The sequence below is a fragment of the Erwinia endophytica genome, from assembly GCF_009295515.1.
In the GTDB taxonomy this organism is placed as follows: domain Bacteria; phylum Pseudomonadota; class Gammaproteobacteria; order Enterobacterales; family Enterobacteriaceae; genus Erwinia; species Erwinia endophytica.
This window is the reverse complement of the sequence record NZ_RQVV01000011.1, coordinates 241,439-266,886: the sequence shown is the minus strand read 5'-3', so window position 1 is coordinate 266,886 and position 25,448 is coordinate 241,439. Positions and strand designations below refer to the sequence as shown.

General features: G+C 49.6%; 18 protein-coding genes and 2 pseudogenes. 6 read left to right on the top strand and 14 right to left on the bottom strand.

Annotation, left to right across the window (positions count from 1 at the left end; all coding sequences use genetic code 11):
- Window positions 1–48 precede the first annotated feature (48 nt).
- Window positions 49–2,664, bottom strand: coding sequence for an aminopeptidase N (gene pepN, locus EH228_RS03580; protein ID WP_152320311.1), 2,616 nt, complete (start codon window positions 2,662–2,664; stop codon window positions 49–51).
- 260 nt (window positions 2,665–2,924) lie between these two features.
- Between pepN and pncB the strand changes: the two genes are divergently transcribed.
- The 3 genes from pncB to ompF all read left to right on the top strand — a co-directional run bounded on the left by pncB (window position 2,925) and on the right by ompF (window position 7,084).
- Entirely contained in the window at window positions 2,925–4,130 is a 1,206-nt protein-coding gene (pncB, locus tag EH228_RS03575) for a nicotinate phosphoribosyltransferase (protein ID WP_152320310.1), read from the top strand.
- Between the two features lie 178 nt (window positions 4,131–4,308).
- A complete protein-coding gene (gene asnS / locus EH228_RS03570) occupies window positions 4,309–5,709 on the top strand; it encodes an asparagine--tRNA ligase (protein ID WP_152320309.1) in 1,401 nt (466 codons plus the stop codon).
- 301 nt (window positions 5,710–6,010) lie between these two features.
- Complete coding sequence (gene ompF / locus EH228_RS03565; RefSeq protein WP_275065352.1) at window positions 6,011–7,084, top strand: porin OmpF; 1,074 nt, start codon at window positions 6,011–6,013, stop codon at window positions 7,082–7,084.
- A gap of 564 nt (window positions 7,085–7,648) precedes the next feature.
- On the opposite strand, the gene EH228_RS03555 is transcribed toward ompF, so the two are convergent.
- Entirely contained in the window at window positions 7,649–7,861 is a 213-nt protein-coding gene (locus EH228_RS03555; protein WP_152320307.1) for a hypothetical protein, read from the bottom strand.
- A 165-nt stretch (window positions 7,862–8,026) separates the two neighbouring features.
- On the opposite strand from EH228_RS03555, the gene EH228_RS03550 reads away from it, so the two are divergent.
- The gene (locus EH228_RS03550; protein ID WP_152320306.1) at window positions 8,027–8,263 is read left to right on the top strand and encodes a hypothetical protein; all 237 of its coding nucleotides are present in this window, start codon (window positions 8,027–8,029) and stop codon (window positions 8,261–8,263) included.
- Between the two features lie 465 nt (window positions 8,264–8,728).
- Window positions 8,729–8,824, top strand: a pseudogene (locus EH228_RS03540) (ogr/Delta-like zinc finger family protein); the annotation flags it as partial.
- 45 nt (window positions 8,825–8,869) lie between these two features.
- Here EH228_RS03540 and EH228_RS03535 read toward each other — a convergent pair.
- The 5 genes and pseudogenes from EH228_RS03535 to EH228_RS03520 all read right to left on the bottom strand — a co-directional run.
- A complete protein-coding gene (locus tag EH228_RS03535) occupies window positions 8,870–9,208 on the bottom strand; it encodes a helix-turn-helix domain-containing protein (protein WP_152320305.1) in 339 nt (112 codons plus the stop codon).
- The gene (locus tag EH228_RS03530; protein ID WP_152320304.1) at window positions 9,201–9,545 is read right to left on the bottom strand and encodes a type II toxin-antitoxin system RelE/ParE family toxin; all 345 of its coding nucleotides are present in this window, start codon (window positions 9,543–9,545) and stop codon (window positions 9,201–9,203) included. The genes EH228_RS03535 and EH228_RS03530 overlap by 8 nt, the downstream gene beginning before the upstream one ends.
- A gap of 221 nt (window positions 9,546–9,766) precedes the next feature.
- On the bottom strand, window positions 9,767–11,413 hold the full coding sequence (locus EH228_RS03525; RefSeq protein WP_152320303.1) for an ATP-dependent nuclease: 1,647 nt from the start codon (window positions 11,411–11,413) through the stop codon (window positions 9,767–9,769).
- Between the two features lie 499 nt (window positions 11,414–11,912).
- The gene (locus EH228_RS20405) at window positions 11,913–12,170 is read right to left on the bottom strand and encodes a hypothetical protein (RefSeq protein WP_240116221.1); all 258 of its coding nucleotides are present in this window, start codon (window positions 12,168–12,170) and stop codon (window positions 11,913–11,915) included.
- Between the two features lie 271 nt (window positions 12,171–12,441).
- Window positions 12,442–12,993 (bottom strand): annotated as a pseudogene (locus EH228_RS03520) (replication endonuclease); the annotation flags it as partial.
- A gap of 346 nt (window positions 12,994–13,339) precedes the next feature.
- Here EH228_RS03520 and EH228_RS03515 point away from each other — a divergent pair.
- Complete coding sequence (locus EH228_RS03515) at window positions 13,340–14,530, top strand: amino acid aminotransferase (protein ID WP_152320302.1); 1,191 nt, start codon at window positions 13,340–13,342, stop codon at window positions 14,528–14,530.
- Between the two features lie 214 nt (window positions 14,531–14,744).
- Here the strand turns inward: EH228_RS03515 and EH228_RS03510 are convergent, their stop codons facing one another.
- The 7 genes from EH228_RS03510 to cmoM form a co-directional block, all read right to left on the bottom strand.
- Window positions 14,745–15,374: an MBL fold metallo-hydrolase gene (locus EH228_RS03510; protein ID WP_152320301.1), complete on the bottom strand. Its 630-nt coding sequence runs from the start codon at window positions 15,372–15,374 to the stop codon at window positions 14,745–14,747.
- Between the two features lie 42 nt (window positions 15,375–15,416).
- Entirely contained in the window at window positions 15,417–15,968 is a 552-nt protein-coding gene (gene mepK / locus EH228_RS03505; protein ID WP_152320300.1) for a peptidoglycan L,D-endopeptidase MepK, read from the bottom strand.
- Between the two features lie 189 nt (window positions 15,969–16,157).
- On the bottom strand, window positions 16,158–17,969 hold the full coding sequence (gene ldtD / locus EH228_RS03500; protein ID WP_152320299.1) for a L,D-transpeptidase: 1,812 nt from the start codon (window positions 17,967–17,969) through the stop codon (window positions 16,158–16,160).
- A gap of 179 nt (window positions 17,970–18,148) precedes the next feature.
- The gene (mukB, locus tag EH228_RS03495) at window positions 18,149–22,609 is read right to left on the bottom strand and encodes a chromosome partition protein MukB (RefSeq protein WP_152320298.1); all 4,461 of its coding nucleotides are present in this window, start codon (window positions 22,607–22,609) and stop codon (window positions 18,149–18,151) included.
- On the bottom strand, window positions 22,602–23,324 hold the full coding sequence (gene mukE / locus EH228_RS03490) for a chromosome partition protein MukE (protein ID WP_152320297.1): 723 nt from the start codon (window positions 23,322–23,324) through the stop codon (window positions 22,602–22,604). Before mukE ends, mukB begins: the two co-directional genes overlap by 8 nt.
- The gene (gene mukF, locus EH228_RS03485) at window positions 23,305–24,627 is read right to left on the bottom strand and encodes a chromosome partition protein MukF (RefSeq protein WP_152320296.1); all 1,323 of its coding nucleotides are present in this window, start codon (window positions 24,625–24,627) and stop codon (window positions 23,305–23,307) included. The genes mukE and mukF overlap by 20 nt, the downstream gene beginning before the upstream one ends.
- Window positions 24,620–25,408, bottom strand: coding sequence for a tRNA uridine 5-oxyacetic acid(34) methyltransferase CmoM (cmoM, locus tag EH228_RS03480; protein ID WP_152320295.1), 789 nt, complete (start codon window positions 25,406–25,408; stop codon window positions 24,620–24,622). Before cmoM ends, mukF begins: the two co-directional genes overlap by 8 nt.
- Between the last annotated feature and the right edge of the window lie 40 nt (window positions 25,409–25,448).

Here is a 25,448-nt window from a genome sequence, read left to right as displayed (position 1 = left end):
GAAAACTGATCTCGTCTCCCTCCTTTTTTAACTCCGTGACCCTATCACTCAGGCATTCAGCGCCTTGGTTATCTTCTCATACAAGTCCCCGGACAATTTATCCAGCCCCTGTAACTGTTCCAGCGCTTTTCGCATCAGCGCCTGACGTCCTGCGTCATAACGTTTCAGACGGATCAGCGGCTCAATCATCCGCGCGGCAACCTGGGGATTGCGCGTGTTAAGATCGGTCAGTATTTCGACAAGGAACTGATAACCGCTGCCATCAGCGGCATGGAAAGCCGACGGATTAGCAGATGCAAACGCGCCAATCAGCGAGCGGATACGGTTTGGGTTGCTCAGGGTGAACGAACGGTGATTAAGCAAGGCGCGTACACGGCTCAGCACATCAGCCGCCGGGCTGGTTGCCTGCAAGGTAAACCACTTATCCATCACCAGGCCATCCTGGTGCCAACGCTCGTCAAAGGCGGTCAGCAGGGCATCACGACATGGCAGTTGTGCCGCCACGGCCGCCGCCATCGCCGCGAGCGAATCGGTCATGTTGTTGGCCTGCCCGAACTGGGTTTTAACCAGTTTATCGGCCTGTGCGGCGTCAGCAAAAGCCAGATAACCTAGGCAAACGTTTTTCAACGCGCGCTGACCAATCTCCGCATGTTCAACTCGGTAATCAGCCGAATGATTAGCATGGTAGACTGCCTGCCATTCATCAGCCAGCTCACTTGCCAACAGGCGCACCAGTGATTCACGTACCTCGGCGATCGCCTGCGGATCAATAATGTCAAACAGCTCAGCGATTTCGTTTTCACCCGGCACCGACAGGATCAACGCCATCAACGCGGGATCGCTGTTCTCTTCCAGCAGTACCGCACGGAAAGCATCGACCACATGCAACGGCAGGGATAGCGCTTGTCCCTGCTGTTGACGAGCGACATTCAGCTTAATATAGGTTGCCATCAGGCTTTGTGCCGCATCCCAGCGAGAGAAGTCATTACGGGCATGGCGCATCAGGAAGGTTAACTGTGCGTCACTCCAGTTATATTCCAGCTTCACCGGTGCGGAGAACTCGCGTAATAAAGACGGCACTGGTTTGGCGTAGACGTTGTCAAATACGAAACTCTGACGCTCTTCCGTGACATTGAGCACATGGTGAACCGGATGCCCATTGTGCTGCAACGGGATGACCTTGCCTTCGCCATCATACAGCTCAATATCCAGTGGAATATGCAACGGGAGTTTCTCTTGCTGATCGGCGGTAGGTGGCGTCATCTGCGTCACATGGAGGGTATACTGTTCCCGCTCCGGATTATAATCATCATGCACTGACAGCACAGGCGTACCAGACTGACTGTACCAACGACGGAACTGCGACAGATCGACGTTAGAAGCATCTTCCATCGCCTGCACGAAATCATCGCAGGTCGCCGCGCTGCCGTCGTGACGCTCAAAATAGAGCTGCATCCCCTTCTGGAAGTTTTCTTCGCCCAACAGCGTGTGCATCATGCGGATGACTTCGGATCCTTTTTCATACACCGTCAGGGTATAGAAATTATTCATCTCAATAACCTGTTCAGGACGGATCGGATGCGCCATCGGGCTGGCATCTTCCGCGAACTGCGCGCCGCGCATCACGCGCACGTTATTAATACGATTAACCGCCCGCGAACCAAGATCGGAACTGAATTCCTGGTCACGGAACACCGTCAGCCCTTCTTTCAGACTCAACTGGAACCAGTCGCGGCAAGTCACACGGTTACCGGTCCAGTTGTGGAAATATTCATGCCCGATAACCGCTTCAATACCCAGATAGTCTTTATCCGTGGCCGTTTCAGCCTTCGCCAACACATACTTCGAGTTGAAAACATTCAGTCCTTTATTTTCCATCGCGCCCATGTTGAAGAAATCCACCGCGACGATCATAAAAATATCCAGATCGTATTCGAGGCCAAAACGCTCTTCATCCCACTTCATACTGTTTTTCAGCGAAGTCATTGCCCAGTCGGCACGATCCAAATTGCCGCGATCAACAAAAATCTCCAGCGCGACCTCTCGACCGGAGCGGGTTTTAAAGCGGTCGCGCAGCACATCAAAATCGCCCGCCACCAGCGCAAACAAATAACACGGTTTCGGGAACGGATCTTGCCACTTCACCCAATGGCGACCATCCGCCATCTGCCCGCCATCAATACGGTTACCGTTGGACAACAAATAAGGATAGTGCGCTTGCTCAGCAATAATCGTGGTAGTAAAGCGCGCCAAAACATCAGGGCGATCAAGATACCAGGTGATATGACGAAAACCTTCCGCTTCACACTGGGTACACAGCGCTTCACCTGATTTATACAGGCCTTCCAGCGCGGTGTTTTTATCCGGGTGGATGTCATTGACGATTTTCATCGTGAACGTCTCGGGTAATTGCGCCAGGATTAGCGCCCCCTCTTCCAGCCGGTAATGCGGCCAGGGCTGGTCATCGATATCAAGAGAAACCAGCGTTAAATCTTCCCCATCAAGACGCAATTCTGCACCCGCAGCGCCTAAACGCTTAATACGGCTGACCGCAGTAACCCGGGTAGTACTGGCGTCCAGATTGAATGTCAGGTCGATGTCGGTAATGGTGTAATCCGGCGCACGATAATCATGGCGATTTTTGGCTTGTGGCAATGGCGTCATAAATCCTTCTCACGTCGATAATTAGTTCACTTTTCAAGTCTATTCCTGTTGGCGCAATGTTGCCACGCTGAATGACCTTTGCCCCCGGTCTTCCGTTGAAAATATACATTTCATTAACAATCGCACAGATTGTCCTCGACCCCAACCACTTAATTGTGTTGTGATCAGCTTCAATAAATGAGTATTCACGTTATACTCCTGCGTCTTATCCATTTTTGAACCAGGGTAACGCTCTTCGCCAGAGGATGCTGAAACGCACCATGACACGACATGCTTCCCCGATACTGACCACATTGTTGGATACAGACGCCTATAAGCTGCATATGCAACAGGCGGTGTTCCACCGTTACCAGCAGGTTTCTGTGGTGGCGGAGTTCCGCTGCAGAGGCGATGACCTGCTGGGAATTTACGCTGATGAAATTGTTAGCCAGATTGCCTCAATGCAATCGCTGGCGCTCAGCAAAGAAGAATCCGACTACCTCGCGGGGCTCCCATTCTTTAAGCAGGACTATCTGGATTGGTTAGCTCAGTTCCGCTATGACCCCTCGCAGGTTCGCGTCCGTAATAACCAGGGCAAACTGGATATCCGTATTTCCGGGCCCTGGCTGGAAGTGATCATGTGGGAGGTGCCGCTGCTGGCATTGATCAGTGAAGTAGTTCATCGCCACCGTTCTCCCCAGGTTCAGCCGGAAGAAGCCATTGAACGTCTGCGATATAAACTGGCGGACTTTGAACGACAGACCGCCAGTCTGGATATGTCGCGCTTTAAGCTGATGGATTTTGGTACCCGCCGCCGTTTCTCTCGCGATGTACAGATGGCGATTGTCAGCACACTGCAACAGGAATTCCCATGGCTGGTTGGCTCAAGCAACTATGATCTTGCCCGTCGGTTGCATATCGCTCCGGTTGGTACCCAGGCACACGAATGGTTCCAGGCCCATCAACAGATAAGCCCGGTGCTGGCTAACAGTCAGCGAGCCGCTCTGCAGGCCTGGCTGGAAGAATATCCATACAGTCTGGGAATTGCCCTGACCGACTGTATCACCATGGATGCATTCCTGCGCGACTTTGGCCCGCACTTTGCCAGCCGTTACCAGGGACTGCGCCATGACTCTGGCGATCCGGTGGCATGGGGAGAAAAGGCGATCGCCCATTACCTGAAACTGGGAATCGATCCGCAGAGTAAAACGCTGGTGTTTTCCGATAACCTGGACCTGAATAAAGCGGTAGAACTGTATCGCCACTTTGGCCAACGTGCGGATGTGATTTTTGGCATTGGTACCCGTCTCACCTGTGATATTCCACAGATCAAACCCCTTAATATCGTCATCAAACTGGTAGAATGTAATGGCAAACCCGTGGCAAAACTTTCCGACAGCCCGGGAAAAACCATCTGTCAGGACAAAGCGTTCGTCCGTGCATTACGCAAAGCTTTCGATTTGCCGTTGGTGAAAAAAGCCAGCTAGTCGCTTACAAGAGCGGGGCGCGCCAACGCCCCCTCTACTTTTTATCCCCCCACCCCGTAATAATTCTCCCGCAATACCACGAATTCTTCTTGTGTCTCGCTTGTCGGCAAGTAACATAGCAATACCTCAAAGATGGGGTAACTTTTCTTAATTCTGATTCAATATAGAGAGACTTTTTATGAGCGTTGTGCCTGTAGCGGATGTACTGCACGGCCGGGTCGCGGTTGACAGCGAAGTCACCGTTCGCGGCTGGGTACGAACCCGAAGAGATTCAAAAGCTGGTATTTCCTTTATCACCGTATATGACGGTTCCTGCTTTAATCCCGTTCAGGCTGTCGTCAATAATGCTCTGAATAATTATCAGAATGAAGTCTTACGCCTGACCACCGGTTGTTCGGTAGTGGTTACCGGTAAAGTGGTTGAATCCCCGGGGGAAGGCCAAAATTATGAAATCCTGGCCAGTACCGTTGAGGTCGTCGGTTGGGTTGAAGATCCTGATACCTATCCCATGGCGGCCAAACGTCACAGTATTGAATATCTTCGTGAAGTGGCTCACCTGCGTCCACGTACCAACCTGATTGGTGCCGTCGCGCGCGTTCGCCATACGCTGGCCCAGGCATTGCACCGCTTCTTTGATGAACAGGGATTTTTTTGGGTGTCTACCCCACTGATCACTGCCTCCGATACAGAAGGCGCCGGTGAAATGTTCCGCGTATCGACGCTGGATTTGGAAAACCTGCCGCGTACCCCGGAAGGAAAAGTGGATTTTGATAAAGACTTTTTTGGTAAAGAAGCCTTCCTGACTGTTTCCGGACAGTTGAACGGTGAAACTTACGCCAGTGCGATTTCAAAAATCTACACCTTCGGTCCCACCTTCCGTGCTGAAAATTCCAATACCAGCCGCCATCTTGCGGAATTCTGGATGTTGGAACCCGAAGTGGCCTTCGCTGATCTGGAAGACAATGCCGCCCTGGCCGAAGCGATGCTGAAGTACGTCTTTAAAGCGGTACTGGAAGAACGAGCCGATGATATGGCCTTCTTTGCTGAGCGCGTAGACAAAGAAGCGATTTCCCGCCTGAAAAAATTTGTAACCACAGATTTTGCTCAGGTGGATTACACACAAGCCATTGAGATCCTGCAAGCGTGTGGTGAAAAATTCGAAAATGCAGTTTCCTGGGGTATCGATCTTTCCTCCGAGCATGAGCGTTACCTGGCCGAAAAACACTTCAAAGCCCCCGTGGTGGTGAAGAACTATCCGAAGGATATTAAAGCCTTTTATATGCGCCTTAACGACGATGGCAAAACCGTCGCGGCAATGGATGTGCTGGCCCCCGGTATTGGTGAAATCATCGGTGGCTCACAGCGTGAAGAACGACTGGACGTGCTTGATGCCCGACTGACTGAAATGGGGCTGAATAAAGAAGATTACAGTTGGTATCGCGATTTACGTCGCTATGGCACGGTACCCCATTCCGGGTTTGGATTAGGTTTCGAACGATTAATAGCCTATGTCACGGGTATTCAAAATGTAAGGGATGTTATCGCTTTCCCTCGTACGCCACGTAACGCCAGTTTCTGATTTTTAGCATTAAACATAAGAAATTCATATATATATTTAAGGTCAGCCATGCTGGCCTTTTTTATTTATGTAAATTATGACATTGTTCACAAAGCTTCGCATTTATTACATTTTGTAATATAAAATTACCAAAAAAAACATAAATGAGATATTAGTAGCATTTTCGAGCTAGATTAACAGCCCGGTGAATGGAAAGATGCGTGCAGACACAGGAAGACACCAAACTCTCTTCAAAGTTCTGTAAAGAATTTTTGACGGCAGTGGCAGGTGTCCAGATAACTCCAATGAGGGTAATAAAATGATGATGAAGCGCAATATTCTGGCACTGGTAATCCCAGCGTTGCTGGCGGCTGGTGCAGCCAATGCAGCGGAAGTATACAACAAAGACGGCAATAAGCTGGATCTCTATGGCAAAGTTGACGCTCTACACTATTTCTCTGATGACGCAAATAACGATGGCGATCAGAGCTATATTCGTTTTGGCTTTAAAGGGGAAACACAGATCAATGATCAACTGACTGGTTACGGTCAGTGGGAATACAACGTCCAGGCCAACAACTCTGAAGGTGATGACGCTCAGGATGGTAACAAAACGCGTCTGGGTTTTGCTGGCCTGAAATTCGCGCAATACGGTTCTTTAGATTACGGACGTAATTACGGCGTGGTTTATGATGCTATCGGCTGGACCGATATGCTGCCAGAGTTTGGTGGCGACTCTGGGTATTCTGATAACTTCATGGCCGGTCGTTCTGGCGGTCTGGCGACCTACCGTAACAGCAACTTCTTTGGACTGGTTGACGGCTGGGACTTTGCAGTCCAGTACCAGGGTAAAAATGACCGTAGTGACATCCGTCGCGCTAACGGCGATGGCTGGGGTCTGTCAACCTCTTATACTTCTCCAATCGGTATTAGCATCGTAGGTGCTTATGCCTCTGGTGACCGTACCAACGAGCAGAACCTGGCTGCTTATGGCCGTGGTGACAAAGCTCAGCAATGGGCAACCGCACTGAAATATGATGCGAATAATGTTTACCTGGCGGCGTTGTACAGTGAAACCCGTAATGCGACATATATTGAAGACGCCGCTGGCAATACTGGCTTCGCTAACAAGTCTCAGGTCATTGAATTGGTTGCTCAGTATCAGTTCGACTTCGGTCTGCGTCCATCTCTGGGCTATGTACAGTCTAAAGGTAAAGACATCGAAAACGTTGGCGATGCCGACCTGTACAAATATGTTGATGTCGGCGCGACTTACTACTTCAACAAAAACATGTCTACCTATGTCGACTACAAAATCAACCTGCTGAATAACAACAATCCACTGGGTCTGAACACCGATGATATCGTCGCGGTAGGTCTGGTTTATCAGTTCTAATTACCCGTGATATCCATTATGGCACTATCACAAAACGGGGCTGTACGCCCCGTTTTCAATCTATTTAACTATATGATTTAAAAAATATCCACACAGTAACCATGCTTCGGGAAAACGGTGTATCTGAACCTGCCACATGCTAGCGCTCCCCTCTCAGCAAACCCAGCCCCAGTGTGAGTAAATACCCAAGGATAAAAAATCCCACGAATCCCACTAACTTCATCACACCACCATCAAGCAGAAACAGTGACAGAAAGGCCGCTATTGAGCACACTCCGGTAATGGTAGCTTCAAGAATATGAGAAGCCCCCAGCTAACAAATTTACCCACCTTAGTGAGGGAGGATTTTACAGAGTTCATTCTGAATTCCCTTGCAGATCATTGGATGACTGTTGATGTACTTAAGATATGGTTCAAGTTGTGGCTCAACGAGAAAGTAAACCATATCAAGGTTTTCACGCGAAACCTTATAGTAAGTCTGAGGATAATTGCGCTGCATTTGCCTGGATGCTTCGGCAGCTTCCTCTATCAGCCCTTGCGTCATAAGCATGTTTAAGGAGAAAGTTACACGTAACGGATAAACTTACGCCATGCATAGGTCGAAACTGATTTACGTAACATCAAACTTGCTGCTGTATGTGCAAGCATAAATTGCGCACCCGTTTTCCCACCCAATCTACCTGCCCCATATCCGATTTTATTATTTATGCCCTCTTTTCCGTTATCGTCCAGCTTTTGGTAAAAGTCAGTTATAACCACAGTAATCAAACGACGCACAGGTTCTTCCCTGTTACCCAATGATTTTCCCGTGGGCAATTTGCTTTACGTCCATACCTTTTCCTTGCAGGGAGCTAATATTTAACATTAAGAATATCTAATTTTAAATGGCATTTCCATGGGTTGTTTTTTTCAGTAAAAAATCAGTTCATAAGAAAAAGCGTATTGAAATATATAACGTTATTAAAAATCATTTCATTACCTCAGGCACCAGAAGATCCAGCAATTATGCTCAACAAAAAAATACGATCTTTTGTGCAATGTTTTGCAGAACGTTGCGCTGATTGCAAAACCGCATATAGCACGGAAGCCCCGCACTGGCGCGGTCTGGCGGATTCATTTGCCACATTTTTCTTTTGCAAAAAAATTAAGATCCAAATAGTGCAGGCGGGTGCGGTGTAGCGCCGTTTACGTCCGGGATGGGTTTCCGTATGCCGGTTTTTACTCCACATGCGGGGTTCTGTCAGGAGATTGTGATCTCAGGCAGAAAGAGAGATGACTTGCACATAAAACCCCCCTGAGGAAATTACAGGGTGTCAGGATGGATAGTGATTGAAATCAGGCAATGGAAGGAGAATATTTTTCGTTAAGACTGACGGTCGCCGCAATGGCGCTGCTGTTCTGCGGTGCGCCGGTATTACTGTACGTATGACTGGCGGTCTGCTCCGCCAGTTGCTGAATATAACACCGAGGATGTCAGCCATCAGGGCCAGGATATTGGTTTCCGCGCTGCCGATGCGCACAGAGGGCGCCAGCAGCTCCTGAACCGGTGCGACACTTGAACGGATGTCGCTGATTGTCTCCGTCAGATTACCGCCGACCGCCAGACTGCCATTCTGGCCAACATCGCCGATTCTGAGGGGCCTCAGCGGGCTGAATGGTAACAAACTGATCAAGGCGCTGATTGAACGGCTGCGGCCGGAAGAACGACAAATCGCCCTTGATTTGCTACAGGCCCGATAACAGAGACCCCGCGAAAGCGGGGTTTTTCCGTACTGGCAGTACAGATCACTCTACCTGCAGGCGCACCGTTTTACCGGCACTGCCCAGCATTCCAACCAGTGAATCCAGTGTAAATTTATCCGTTTTCTGGTTCACCAGATCAGAAATCCGGGGGCGGGAAACATGCAGGATGTTTGCAGCATCCAGCTGCCTGTAGCCGCTTTCCTGTATCCATTCAGAGATCGCCTGCATAAGCTGTTTTTTGAGTTCATCAGCCCTTGCAATCTCGGCGTTTGACTGAGCAAGAAGCCGGGTCGCTTCTTCCGGTTCAAATCCGAGATCAGCAAAAACATTCCCGTCAGCTTTGGTCACGTGGGTGGTTCCTGTTTCAATTTTATCAGTCACTTTTTTTCCTCCGCTCCTGCTCCAGATCTTTATAACGCTGCTTAATAATCACCACATCGCCAGGGCTGGTTTTTTGGGTCTTTTTCTGGAAGCTGTGGAGTACATAAACAGCCTCTTCAAACTTCGCAACATATACCATGCGAAAGATACCATCTTCTCCCCGGAGCCTGATTTCAGTCACTCCCGCGCCCCAGTCACTAATAACCTTAAAATCACCGGGGGTCTTACCTTTTTGTACCTTGTTTAACTCAAAACCGGCCTGTTTTCTGACATCAACGGGAAAAGTCAGCAAGTCAGATAAAGCAGAGCCACGCCATCTGAGTTCTTTATCTGCCATCCGTTTATCTTCCTCTCCCTTTAAATTATGTATAAAATTTTATACATACCAACAAATAATGTCAAGCGACAGTGCTGCTTTCAGCGTCCAATGCGGCGTATTCAGTAGTAAGAAAACTGATAAGTATGGCTATCAGCTAAGAGAGAAAATCTAACATACACCACAGCGCTTACCTGAAAGCGCTGCGAATGATTTATCTACATATTGTATATCGCATATCGTTAAGCCATTGCATCAAGCTCCGCTTTTGTAGTATATAAACCTTTATGAGTTCCATTAATAATTTCATTTAGAGATTCCCTTAATTCCCTATATTTTTCATTTGTTTCAAAGTCAGCTAACATTAAATGAGTAAATAAGTTATAAGGCTTGTCTTTTGATGGTGATTTATGAAGATAAAAACCTTCAAAGTCAGGATTATGAACAACTGTTCTAACTCTCCCGCCTGTTGCATCTGCCAGTTCTCTTATATTTAAGTTAATTTTCCACATACCATTCGGTGCTCCATCCTTTCTAAGTTTTGTATCTAGATCATGAATCGCTATGGCATTCGCATTGAATTGATCAAATATTTTTATAAATGTTGGAATATTTGCCTTTCCTCTACAATTAATAACACAATAGCTTCCCTCAAGACCACTTCTTTCAATAAGATACTGATAGGCCAGATATTCTGTATCACCCTCAACTAATATTGAATTAGGGTAAAAGAAGAATTCATTAACTGTAGGACAGCATCGATTTAGTATCTTTAAGTTATCTTTCTCATCAGGACTAAAACGTGTTTTATCCGTCTGGAAGTAAAAAGTTCCTTTCTGGTTATTAGATACTTTTATTAGTGTAGTGTGGTCTTGCGTAAGGTCAATAAATACTGGAGAGTGTGTAGTACATATAACTTGCCATCCATCCAGATCCGCTAAAGCATAAATAGCTTTTCTAGCAGCTCTAATTATGGATGGATGCAAATTTATTTCCGGCTCATCAATCAATAATACTTTAGGAGCTTCATTTCCAATTATTTTTTTACCTTTTTTATACATTCCCTCGCTACATAGCGCATTCACTGCAGACCATAAAAAAGCTCTTTTTATGCCTGTCCCCTGATGCTCTAAGGGTGACGGATGATCACTCGTTTTAACAATAAACTTACTACCATCTCTAATCGCATCCTCTGCTTTAAATCTCCCAACACCAGTTTCAAAGCTAACAGTAGCATCTAGAAATAACTTTTTTAATTCCAACTCTATTTTATCACTTAACTTCCCAATATCTCCAGATAATTCTTCATCGACCTCTTTAGCAAGCTTTTCTATTTCCGCAACAATTCCAGATATTTTACTTTTATCATCTTTTAACTTTTTAGCAGCATTTTTTGATGCTAAATCTTTTACTACCTTCTCTAGTTCATCATAATTATCATTGGGATTTAATCGTACTGGAATTGGCAATCTACTTTGCAGTAATGTGTCCCATCCACCAGCTCCGCCTTTCTTCCAATCATTTATTTTGTTGCTAAAGCTATACTTGAAACCATCTTCATCTGGAGTTTCCCAACGGATTTGAAATTTTGCACAGTCACCAAACTCAGGATCGTTCTGCAAGTGCCATTCTTGCCCTAAAGTGTCAATATCCTCCTTAGTTATATCATTAAAAATTCCAGTAATTACCACCGGCTTATTAGCCTCTCGACCATGATAGTGGTCAAGTGTTAATGACTTCCCCATCGAAACATAGGCTTCGTATGCATCCAGAATAGTGGACTTACAACTGTTATTAGGCCCCACCAGCACAACAATGTTGTCGATGAGTATTTTTACTTCATCCTTTATGCCTTTAAAGTTTGAGATCAGTAATGCAGACAATTTCATAGGAACATCCTTATTGATAATTAATTGAACTTAACATCATGAAAATGGATAGAAATTTTCGTCAGTAAATTTCCATCCATCATTCTATGGATTTAAATATAAAACCCAGAAGAATATGTCAATAGGAATGAAAATTAATATCATGATATTCATCACCTAGTTATGACTAACTTGCTCTAAATAGCTTCTCCTAATACTGCTATACCTACATAGCCTTTGTAGTATAAGGAGGATCCGTTTTCCATTCCGAAAGTCTCTGATATCAAGGTTCCAAAGCCGTAGTGATTAATAATGAAATAATCACTATTAATTACTAAGTAATCTACTATATGGAACAGCTATTTGGCTGGATTTTTTTACTCGTATGAAGTTAATACCTATATATTTATAATTCAATACTTTTTTATCTTTATGATGTATCAGCCATTAAATTATGTATAAACTGATCTGAACCTGCTGCATTATTGCGTTCTAAGTTTATGACCACCATCGATACTCGTTATCCCAAATAAATCAGTCGCCCGGCGGTAATCTTGAACGTATGACCCGCGCCAAAATCTACCACAGAACCAGAAATCAGCGCACCCAGCTCCCACGGTTCCGGCGCTATCCCAATCCGGGTCAGTTGCTCAGCCAGTTTCACGGCAACAGGGCTGCTGTCAGGCGGATATCGCGTTTCCAGTCCTCGCGTTTTATACCGTTTTTTGATGGTTTTCCTCAGTCTGTCCGCCAGTTCACGGCGTTCCTGCCGCGTCATCTTGTCGAAATCACAGCCGACACAGTCGTTTATGACCGGGTCTGATGGCGACGCCGCCGGATCGCTGCGATCGGTCGGCGTACAGTTATTGACAGAACTCCAAGGGGGCGCGGCTGCGCCCTGAAGGTCAACATCACCCCCATCGCTTTTAGAGCGGGAACAATTTTGTAAGTGGTGGCGCGGGTATAAATAAGAGAATTCGGCCTCGCTGCCGGTGCGTAGATACCCGCCACCCGCGTAACATCATCGCCGTAAGCGTTGCCGTTTTTGGTTATTTCGTAATTAAGGCGAACCGGGATAGCGTCGCGCGTGACCAGTGGTCCGCCCTGTGCGTTGGTGTATCCGGCCCAGTCCCCCTCATCTGCGGCCATATGGGCCGGGGAAATTTCCGGGTGCAGTGTAAGAGTAACCGGCGTAACTCGCGATAAACGGTGACCGGCGCGCCGCCTATCTGTTGGAACTGGCGAATACGCCAGCGTGATGCCCACGCGCTGACTCGCCGGGCGGTCTCTTTCAGCGGCTGACCGCTCTCATCGTCGATCTCGCCATCCAGCGCGTAACCATCAATATTTTTTGAGATATATTTCGCTATATATCTCGTGGCACTGCCGCGTGATTTATCAATCGGTTTGGCATGAAAACGGGCTACCCGCGCGTCATCCGTCAGCAGCTCTTCGGCGTCATCACGTCGCGCATATGCGCAAAAAATATCGCTGGCCTCGTCTACATGTTCCGGCGCCATAAACAGGAGTAAATGCCAGTGCGGCGTTCCATCATGATGTGGTTCAACAACACGAAACCCAAAAACGCGGATCCTCCTGCGCCGCCAGGCTGCACGGGTACGCGCCCAGACTCCACATAAGTATTTTTGCGTATCGCGGGGATAATGATAATGGCCCGTGGATTTAACTGGCTATAGTGTCCACTTTTTGCCCAAATCACCTTGTTTTTGGCGGTTTCCCCTGGGTTTATTGACCATATAAGCCATTGATTGTATTATAACTTATTGTTTTTGTTGACCATGTTATCGGGGCTTTACGCCCCGTTTTCATTTTCTTTGATTTATGCCCGATTTTGCGCCTTCTTTTTCGTGCAAACGGTTGGCAATTTGTGCGCCATGGCGGTACCCTGAGTCCTCATTTCGCTTCATACGCTAACGGACTTTGACTATGTTTGAACGCATTGCCGCTGCCCCTGCAGACCCCATTCTTGGTTTAGCCGATCTTTTTCGTGCTGATGACCGCCCAAATAAAATCAACCTCGGCATCGGCGTGTATAAAGATGAAACCGGCAAAACGCCGGTGCTGACCAGCGTAAAAAAAGCTGAGCAATATCTGCTGGAAAATGAAACCACTAAAAACTACCTGAGCATTGATGGCCTGCCCGACTTCGCCGCCTGTACCCAGGAACTGCTGTTTGGTAAAGAGAATGCCATCATCAGCACAAAACGTGCCCGGACTGCGCAGACGCCAGGTGGCACCGGTGCCCTGCGTGTCGCTGCCGATTTCATCGCCACTCAGACCCACGCCAAACGTATTTGGGTCAGTCAGCCAAGTTGGCCAAATCATAAAAATGTCTTTGAGTCCGCCGGACTGGAGGTTTGTGAATACCGTTATTACGATGCGGTCAATCACTCGCTGGATTTCGATGGAATGCTGAACGCACTGCGTGAAGCCAAAGCTGGCGATATTGTGTTGTTCCACGGCTGCTGCCACAACCCGACCGGTGTCGATCCTTCCGTGGAACAATGGTCGCAGTTGGCCGAATTGTCGAAAAACAGCGGCTGGTTGCCACTGTTCGATTTTGCCTATCAGGGATTTGCCCGGGGTCTGGAAGAAGATGCTGAAGGCCTGCGTATTTTTGCTGCCGACCATCAGGAACTGCTCGTCGCCAGCTCTTATTCCAAGAACTTTGGCCTCTATAACGAACGCGTCGGTGCATTCACCCTGGTCTCCAGTGAGTCAGGTATTGCTGATACTGCCTTCAGCCAGGTCAAAGCCACCATCCGCGCCAACTATTCCAACCCACCGGCTCACGGCGCTGCCATAGTGGCGACGATCCTGGGTAACGATGCGCTGCGGGCGCTCTGGGAACAGGAACTGAGTGATATGCGTCAGCGTATTCATCGTATGCGTCAGTTGTTCGTGAATACTCTGCAGGAGAAAGGCGCGAAAGATGACTTCCGTTTTATTATCAGCCAGAACGGCATGTTCTCGTTCAGTGGCCTGACCAAAGAGCAAGTTATCCGCTTACGTGAGGAGTTCGCCATCTATGCGGTTAATTCTGGTCGCGTCAATGTGGCGGGGATGACGCCGGACAATATGTCGGCGCTGTGCGAAGCCATCGTCGCAGTGCTGTAATTCCTCCTGATGGTGGGTGGTAAAAGCACACTGGCGTGTATTAAAAAGCAGGGTCAAAAATCTATTGATAACCACGTCCACAAGACGTGGTTTTTAGCTGGCAACAAAAATCCGCAAGCAGGAAACTGATCCCAGGCTCTCTCTTACAGACAGAAGAGTTCAGGTACGCTTAAACGATTGGCATACCTGGAAGCTGTTTTTTTACTTCAGACAATTACTGTAAAAAGGGATTAGAGATTCGTTCACGTCCCAGCGTTGACATCGGACCATGGCCCGGCAAAAAGGTGACGTTATCTCCCAGTGGCAACAGCTTGTGCTTGATGGCCGCGATCAAATCCGTATGGCTGCCTTGCGGAAAGTCAGTACGCCCTACCCCCCCATTGAAAATCACGTCCCCCGATACCAGCAAACGATCCGTCCGGTCAAAGAACACGATATGCCCTGGCGTATGACCTGGACAATGCAGGATCTCCAGCGTGGTTTCCCCTAGCTGAACAGTATCCCCCTCTTCCAGCCAACGATCCGGTTGCACTGGCGTACAGTCCGACAGACCGAACAGTTGACTCTGCACGGATAAGCTGTCCAGCCAGAAAGCATCAGCCCGATGAGGCCCCACCACCGGAACACCATAAAACGTCGCCAGGTCGGTCGCTGCCCCCACATGATCCAAATGACCATGCGTTAGCAAAATTTGTGTGACGTTAACACCGCTTTCTGCCACAGCCGCCCGAATTTTTTCCGCATCCCCACCCGGATCGACCACCGCAGCTTGTAAAGTTACCGGACACCAAATTAACGAGCAGTTCTGTGCGAACGAGGTTACCGGAATAATTTGATAGTCCATAACGCTCCATTACCACCAGCACACTGCTGAACGGGTTTCATTTTATTGCCAGTGCCGCGCGGGCCCGGTATCAATATGCACAAAGTTGCTGCTCGGGTAGTATCCTACTCCCCCCGCCTTCATGGCAAGTGCGGCTTTGCGAACGTTACTCAATGAAATGCCTTCAATATGGAAATCCATCGCCTGCCCCAGGGTATGATAACTGTGTTTCGCCACCCCTCTTCTGTTCTGGCGCATTGAATTATTGGTTGCCACCGAGCGGTAACCGGAAATCAGCTGTACCGGTTTGCGGCTATCCAGCAGGGTCTGCAAACAGTAAAGCTGATCGAAAAGGTGAGGATCGATACTCTTAATTTTGTTCACCCGGTAATCACGGAAAAAATGGTTAAGACGTGTCAACTCACCCTTATCATAACTTTTACCGTTGAAAAATTCCGTTTTCAAGCTTTCGCCGGTATTCAGGTTATTCAGTGTCAGCACACGAGGACGGGAAGTGGAAAATGAGGCAAAGGCCTGTCCGGGAAGTAGCGCTAAACCCAATGCAGCGCCTCCCATAATCAGCCATTTACGGCGGTGGGAATCGAATTTATCCATTAAGCTGTATTACCCAGTTGCATTGTCTGAAAATGGTGCGAAAAAAAGTTACCGTCAGAGACCATACCTGGGGAAAAATGCGGAGTCAACTCAAGAAATGTGATGGAGCACGACAAATAGCAAATCTCCTGTCGTGCCCACCATACAGACTTCAATGACGATGAAGTCAAATCCTGCCCGATTACGCGACTAAAGTAATAATTGGCCCGCGACGGACATCAGCTGCGCACCGGAACGGGCAGTCATGTCATAATTGTAGATATCTGTGCGATATTGCGCCTTCCCATCGTCAGATACCCATGCCGTCAAATAGTAGAGATTAACGGGAATACGATGCCGAATCGGCACATAGCGGGTATTCCCTTCCTTCAGCGTGCTGGAAATCCGCGTATTATTCCAGCCAGCATCCTGCAACAGCAGGTTGGCCAACTCAGACGCTTTGTTAACGCGTACGCAGCCCGAACTCAGAGCACGAATATCCTTCTGGAACAGATTGTGATTTGGCGTATCGTGCAGATAAATCGCATCCGAACTGGGCATATTAAATTTATAGCGCCCCAGCGAGTTCGTCGCCCCTGGCGCCTGACGGATACGGTAAGGAAACGATGCAGCAGAGATCATCCGCCAGTCGATCATCGACGGGTCAATCACTTGCGCATCACTGCTCCAGCCTGATAGCAACGTATAGTTGTGCTTATATAAATAGCTCGGATCCTGTTTCACTTTCGGAATAATATCCTGGCGTACCAGTGTGGTTGGCACATTCCACGGTGGATTGAGCACCACATTATTCAACGCACTACGCATCAATGGCGTTTTACGATCAGGACGACCAACAATCACCCGTGACTTAAGTATCTGATTACCATTGAGGTAATAGATCAGCGAATAGTTAGGAATATTGACCATAATGCCGTTGTGCATGTCATCCGGCAATAAACGCAGACGCTGAATATTCAGCGCCAGCAACGCAGCCCGTAACTGTGGTGAAGCATTCAACCATTCACGGGTCCGCGGACCAATCACGCCATCCGCTTCCAACCCTTGCCAGCGCTGAAAACGCTTCACACCATCGACTAAATCCTCTGCATAAACGTGAGGTGAGGCGACAGGCATTGCCGTTCCCTGCACCTGACCAACAGCCAGTGGCGTCGTCACCAGCCCGTTTTCAGGTAGTGTTGTCGCTGACGGACTGACCACCACATTCTTATCAACAACTGAAGCCGCCACACTGGCCGTTGGGACCGCATCATCATTGGGCCTGGGAGAATCATTACCCGGCGTCATCATCCCGGTACGCTGTAATATTTCCCTCAGGGCTGGAATATCCTCACTCAGTTGACCAGGACGCAACGATTGTTTATCCATCAGTTGCGGCCAGGGACGATTGTCTGCCAGCAAGGTCTTCAACGCCTGATGCATCAGGGAATATTGTGGATGCTGTGGCGCAAGCGATGCGACGAACACGCTACTGTTGCCCTGCCGTACCGCGCGTTGCCACTGTTCGATAACTGACATTGCCGGTGCCTCAAGTTTGTAAGGCGCGCTACTGTACAGCCAGGTTTCACCTTTCACAGGGACAGACGAGACAAATTGCAGGTAACCGAGCATGGCATCGGACAGCACCACATCGCGGGCCATTCCGGTTATCGACGGATCGGTGAGCATTTTAACCCATTGGGTAAACTGCGGCTGCACGCCAGAAATGGCCACTTCGGCCAGTTGCTGCTGAAATTGTTGTACTGCCTGACGATCCTGCCACATCGGCTGCATCCCGGACGAAGCATACAACGGCGCTAACGCATTCAGGAAAAAAGGACGATAACCAGTGTGAACGGCAGATAACAGCCGTGACTTCGCCTGAGCCACAGTGAATGAGGAAGCCACGGCTGCAGATACTGGAGCAATACTTACCGTGGCAGGAAAAACCACCCCAAAAGCCAGCGTCAGGCAAGCACCCGACAGTGTTAACCTTGCAAAAAATGATTTTGTCAGCAACATCCTGTGTCTCCTGTAACTGACGAAAGAGACGATGACCATCGGTGGATTAGTCATTGTTATTTATAATTATAGAAAAAGAAAACGGCATTTGTCCTAACTGCTGCAAATACCATAGAGTAGAGTAATGCGCTGGCAGGTTTTTTTCTATATCTGGCAGCGCATTATTTCAATGGTCATCCTCAGGAAGAAGCCTGTGGGCTCTCTGCATGCACGACGGAATGAGCCGCTGACGGCTCAGCGGTAAAACCGCGCAACCCAACGACATGGACGTGCTCAGTATTGTTAATGACCTTACGAACCAACTTGTAGGTAGTGCCTTTTTCCGGACTGATATTTTCCGGCGCAGCAATAATCAACTGCATTTCCAGACGATCGCAAAGTTCAAACAATGTCGCGATGGATTTTGCATCCAGACGGGCCGCCTCATCAAGGAACAGCAGACGACAAGGGGAGATATCTTTGCCGCGCAGGCGACGTGATTCTTCTTCCCAGCTCTGTACCACCATCACCAGAATCGACATCCCGGTACCAATCGCTTCCCCTGTTGACAACGCGCCGCTTTCCGCACGCAACCAACCATCAGAACCACGATTAACTTCCACTTCCATTTCAAGGTAGTTACGGTAATCCAGTAACTCCTCACCGATGGTCTGCGGCGTACGCTGGCCCATATCGACCTGCGGATTCAGACGCTGATACAACTTCGCCAGCGCTTCAGAGAAGGTCAGGCGATTACTGTTGAACAGGTCCTGATGCTGCTCGTGCTGCTCAGACAGGACATCCAGCAGTGTCGCATGCGACTCACGCACGTTAACATTCAGGCGAACGCTATGCACCTGACCAAAGCTGACGCTCTGCAAGCCCTGGTTCAACTGGCGGATACGGTTCTGCTCTCGCTGGATCGTCTTGCGAATAATATTCGATACGCTGCGCGCGCTGATCGCCAGCATCTGCTCACGCGCTGTCAGTTCTTCTGTCAGACGGCCCAGCTCGATTTCCATCTGTTCGATGGCGTCGACCGGATCATCAGTACGAATAATATCCTGACGAATACGCTCACGCAGATGCTGATACACCGCGATAAAAAACTGAATTTTGCGCTCAGGACGTTTAGGATCCTCGGAAAGACGCAACACATCGCGCAGATGTTCGTTATCGGCTACCGCCAGGCGTAAAGCTCCCAGCGCCTTATCCGACATCGAACGCAGTTCGTCACCGCCCAGATAAGCCAGCTCACGGCGGTGTAATCGACGCTCCACGCCGTTGTCTTTCACCATGCGTAATACCGCGACCCAACCCGCTTTGGCACTGACAACCTGTTCACGGCTTTGATGATAATCACGCTCCACACGCTTCAGTTTTTTCTGCAGCGCATCCATTTCCGCCTCACAGAAGGTCAACTGTTTCTCCAGTTGATTACGGCGGGCGCGGTTGTTACTTAAGGCGGAATACAGTTCATCACGACGCAGACGTGCACGCTCTTCCGCACTGGCATCGGCCTGTACGCCAATATCCTGCATTTCCTGCTGCAGTTCTTTCAGCATATCTCGCTTGGCATCGTAAGAACTTTTCAGCGAGGCCAGAACCTGAGAATACTGAGTCAGTTGCGCCTGATGTGCGCGAAGATGCTCACGCGCACGGGCTCGCTCGGCTTCAGCCTGCTCCAGACGCTGACGCAGTTTTTCATTCAGATCGCTATTGCCATCCAGCATCCCGGCGGAATCAACATAGCTGAAATGCGCACGACGCTGGACCACCTCTGTAATCGCAAAAGCCTGCTGACGTGCATCGCGCTGAATTTGCTGCGCCTGCTGATAATCCAGTTTGAGTTGTTCGTACTGTTCCGGATCGCTCTGCAACACGGAAATTAATGGCTCCAGTTTCTCCAACTGGTTGCCATGCTGTTGCAGGAAACGTGAGGCCTCCTGTGCTTCATCCAGTCGTTCCAGAATCTCGTCATAGCGATCCTGTAAGGTTTCATCCATCAGCAAGTTGATGCGAGGCAGCAGGCGGTTCAGTTGCGCGATCCCCTCTTTCGCCTGCTCAAACTGCTGACGCTGCTGCTGGTTTTCGCTTTCATGCGCGGCTAACGCACGCTCCAGCTCGCTGCGACGGCTACTGAGTGTGCGGATTTGCGCTTCCGGGTCTGGCTCAAACGCCACGCCCAGATGACTACCGATAAAGCGACTGAAAGACTGATGCAAACGTTGCGTTTTCTGTACATCGAATGACAATGTGGCATAACGTTCAGCCAGCGTTTCCCTTTCAGCATGCAGGCGTTCAAGCTGGTTTTCCCGGGCCGCGCGGCCAAAGAGAGGGACTTTCGGGAAACGGGAATAACGCCACTGACGATCGCCTGTCACCACCACCGCTTTTTGCAGTTCTTCTACATTGAATACGCTGTCATCGAAAGATTGCGGGTCCCCCTCAATCAGGTAAAGATCTTCCGGACAATCTTCCAGACCATCCAGTAGATCGCGTACCCGTGACAGATCCGGCACCACGATGCCATGCCGTGCAGGCCCATAAAGCGCCGAGAAATACGGTGCATCTTCAATAGTCACATCATCATAAATTTCGGACAGCAGCACGCCGCCAAAACGCTCAGCCAGGTTATTCAGGCGTGCATCTTCTGCTCCACCAGGCTGACTGAGACGCTCAATTTGCTTTTCGACCTCACGTTTACGGGCGGCGACGTCGTCGCGCTCAACCGTCGTTTCGCGCTCGCGCTCCAGCAACTGCTGCATGAACGCCGTAACCTGCTGGCTGTTTTCCAGCGACTGCCCGGTCTGTTCAGCAAGTTGGGTGAGGATTTCCTGTGCTGCCAGCCACTGCGGAGCCTGTTTGGTCAGCCGGGCAATACGTTCACGCACCAGCTCCAGTTCCTGGCGCATCTCCATCCGCCGTTCACCGGCTTCCGATACGCTCTCAGAAAGCTGTTCAATACGCGCTTCCAGTTCGTGTTGCAGCGCTTCCAGCTCTTGCGGATCAAACTGCCGACCATGGCGTTTACAGAACTCATTCAGCAGGCGTTCGGCCTCCTGCTGCTCGCGCAGACGCTGCTCCATCTCAGACAAACGCCCGCGCAGCGATTGCAACTGTTCGGCGTGATAGCGCTGGTTGCTGGCATCACGCAACAACGCTCGCCCGGTCGGGTACGCTTCGCTACGGCTGACTGGCCCGGCGATGCGGGTAACCAGTTCAAAAGCCTGCTCAAACTGACTATGAGCCGCCTCCGCGACGCTCATTTTCTGCTCAAGCATCAGCAGATTGTTGGTGGCTTCCTGCTCTTTCGCCTGGAATGTTTCCTGCCAGCTTTCAGCATTTTCCACGTTCAGATCATGGATCTGACAAATTTGTTGCGCCCGTTGCAAAGCGGCAAGCGCCTGCTGATACTGGATGGCCCGGGTCTGCTGTACGTCCAGAGCCTGTTGGTAATCCGCCAGTTGGCTTTTCAGCTCATCGACTTCCAACTCAGCCGCTTCAGCACGCGCTTCGTTTTCATCCTGTACTGCCCGCGCTTCTGCCACGACCTCATTTTGCTCTTCCAGACGGTAGGTCAGCTCATCGATATCACCTTCGTAGCGCTCGATTTTTTCCTGCTGACGTACCGCCGTTTGCACCAGATTCAGGTGGTCGCTGGCGCTCTGATAATCAATTTCCAGAGAACTTTCCGCAGCATTCAGCTCACTAAGCTCACGTGCCATTTCAATATGGCGATACTGCTCTGCCGCCAATTGCTGGCGGCTACCAAACAGTTCGCTACGCTGCAACATGGCGCTATCGAGATGGATCCGCCGCTCATTGGCATGACGCATATAATCGGCAGCCACATAGTTGGTCGCTTCGGAAATCAAGTGCTTGAACAGATCGCGGTCAGACTGCGTAACGCGGATCGCCTCCAGCGTCATGCGGTTTTCACGCAGCGCAGCTTCCATATCCTGGAAAGCCTTACGCACCCCGCTATTTTCCGGCAACAGATAATCACGCAGCGAACGGGTAATAGCACTGGAGATCCCGCCATACAACGAGGCCTCAATCAGACGGTAATATTTGCTACGATCAGCCGCTGAGCGTAAACGACGCGCCACAATCCCCTGATCGAACATCAGTGAGTGATAATCGATGATCGAGTTAAATTGCTTAAACTGTACGCTCTCCATCGCCTCGAACTTATCTTTAAGCTCGCTAAGAGGCAGTACGCGCGCCTGACGGGCATTAACCGTCTCGGTAAGCACTTCGGTCGGGTTTATTGCCATCGGTAAACCGTGAATACTAAACGGCTTGATGTCCACCTTACGATCACGGCCGGCAACCTGTTGCAAACGAACACCCACGATCACTCGCTGATGCAGTGAGTTAACCACATCCAACACCGCATAACAGACTCCCGGACGCAGCTTACCGTGCAATCCTTTATCCCGTGAGCCGGAAGTTGCGCCCGCTTCGGTGGTGTTACGAAAGTGCAGCAACGTCAGATCGGGGATCAACGCGGTGATAAAGGCCGCCATGGTGGTGGATTTTCCCGCTCCGTTTCCTCCTGATAGCGTAGTGACCAACTCATCAAGATCGAAGGTCCGGGCAAAAAAACCGTTCCAGTTAATCAGCGTCAGGGAACGAAACTTTCCGCGTTCAATCATTGTCATTCTCCGCGTTATCGTTATCGGACGCGTTACTGTCCTCATCGCTGTCGTCGGACAAAACCAACCCGCTTTCAATCGACATGGCTTCACCATCCCTGATCATTCTCAGTTGGGCTTCACGGGCATCATCACCGCTACGAACATCCGCGCCAAAACGAAAAACTGACTCCATAATACGGAACTTGCTGTTGTCGTTTCCCATAAACCACACCATCCCCAGACGACGCAGGCGGTTTAACGATGCGCGCATTTTTTCCTGTAATTTCTGGCGGTCAAGGTCAGAACCGGTTGAACGCTGGTTAACCAACTTCAGCAATTTGCTTTCATCAGCCAGCGATAACAGTTCGTCATACAATTCCTGCTGGGTGAAGATCCCCTCGTTGGCCAGACGTTCCGGGCTAAGGTAGAGATAACAGAGGATTTTTCCAACCATCATATCCAGTTCAGAAAGCACCGAACGAGGGATCAAGGTGGTGGAGCGAGGACGCAAATAGAAAAAACCTTCCGGTGCGCGGATCAACTCAACATTGTATCGCGCATAGAACTCTTCCAGATATTCCTGATAATCCATCAGGAAGGCATGATTATCCAGCTCTTCGATACCCACATGGCGACCAGCACGCAGTTGACTGTCCAGGGCTGGGAAAAGGGAGTTAGCCAGCGCTTGCGCCAGTTTGACTGGCATCATTTGTTCAATATTTATCGATGACATGCGCCTGTACCTTGGCTCCGTAATCATTAATGACCTGCCATTCTGCAGGCAGGCCGGAAAAATCTGCTTCGGCCACGCCTAAACGCACAGCCTGATCGACGACAATTCTGGCCACGTCAAAATGACGGGCGCGAGGATACTGTGTCAGGTACTCACGCATCACCTCGGCCAGATTGAGTGGTTTTTTCTGCACTTGATAGATTGCCAGCGCTTCTTCAATCATTGCCGCCAACTGTTCACGAATTTCATTAAATTCTTCATATTCCAGTTCGGAAGGCAGCTCTCCGGTGACTTCTTCATTGCGCAGCGTCAACTCTTCATCGCGGAGGTCGAACAGACGATCCGCATTGGCATAAGTTAAAGCCCACGGACTGTCAAAGTAGTTTTGTACCGACTGACGCAAGCGCTGAGCAAAGACCCGATTTTTATCCATATCGATAGCGGTACGGATAAATTTATGCACGTGGCGATCGTAACCGATCCACAGATCAATCGCCTGTTGGCCCCAACTGATGATACGATCCAGTTTGTTCTGCAAATCAAACACCAGCTTATCGATAAAGCCAAGATCCGGGCTGCTCATCGTCGCCTCCTGGATACGCAGCAAGTTAGCCTGTAACTTATCGCCCGCAGCCTCCAGCGTATCCTGCAGCTCACGCAACGTGCCGGAGGTTTCATTCAGCAACAACTCACAGCTGGAAATCGCTGCACGCCAGTCTTTATTCAGCAACTGCGCAATATCGTCTTTCACCGCCTGCTGCTGCTCATCCATGATGCGCTGGGTGATATCGATGCTGTCAAATATCTCCGCCACGGAATATTTCAACGGCGCGAAGACATTACGGTGCCAATGGAAATCATCACCATCTTCATCGGCCGCATCAGCCGCGCGCTTCAGCTCACCAGCCACGATAGACAACTGCATGGAAAGTCGCAGCGTAGAGAATTCACGCTGACGGATGTAATAGTCGGTGATGCCGATAGCCAACGGCGTCAGACGATAAATGGCATTGCCTTGCGCATGCTCACTGGTAAAGCGGTTGAGCAACCGCTGCCGCACCATATCATTAATCGCGTTGTTGGCGCGAGCTACGACCGTTTCGCTGGTCTGCTCAAATCCTTCACTCACGTGACGGAACGCATCGGTCAGTTCGCCTTCGCTCATCTCACCATCCATGCGTTCCCCGTTTAGGGTGGCAATTGCCAGCAAAAATGCCAGACGTTCGGTAGGCAATGTGACGGAAAAGTCATTTTTTCGCGCCCAGGCAACCAGTTCCGGTACCGTCTGGGAAAATTCACTCATAGTTCTTCCTGTCGATGGGTTTCCGTGCTGTAACGTGGATATAACGGCCTAAACTTAAAAATGGCTCCTGGCGGCAGAAGCGTTTTTCCAGCGCCAGAACTTCCTCAAAGCGTTCAGTCTGTTTGTGCTTGTCGCGCATATAATCATGAAAGACACGGATGCCGGCTTTACCTTCCAGCGTAAACCCAACCTCTTCCAACCAGCGATAAACCTGCTCCGGCTCACGAGGGTAGTCCGGCGACAGTGTCTTCCGCTTCCGTTTACGCAAGTCAGCCTGCATATAGCCAAAGTTGCCCAATATCAGGGTTTGCATCATCAAGCCGTTGAGGTTGTAAAACATCAATGAAAGCACGCCGCCTGGCGCCAGCACCTCATACAACGCGGCCAAAACCGCTTCAGGCTCAGCCACCCACTCAAGCACAGCATGAAACAATACCAGATCGACGCGCTTATCCAAATGTTGACCGACCTGTTGCGCGCTAATTTGTTTAAATTGCATATGATCACTCACGCCTTTTTCTTCAGCATGAAGCCGCGCACGCTGCAACATCTCTAAGGACAAATCACAGAGAAAAATCTGATGCCCTCTGGCAGCAAGCCCACAAGCGATTTGCCCTTCTCCGCCGCCCGCATCCAGTACCTGTAACGGACGGTCTGGCAATGTCGTTAAAATAGCGTCCAGCTCTTGCCAAACAATAGCCTGGCGAATGCGGCCTTTGCTGGTACCGTAGATATTCTGCGAAAATTTTTCCGCGATATCATCAAAGTTGCGATCCTGCATAGTCAGGCTCCGGACGGGTCAATGGATGAATCTACAGTCT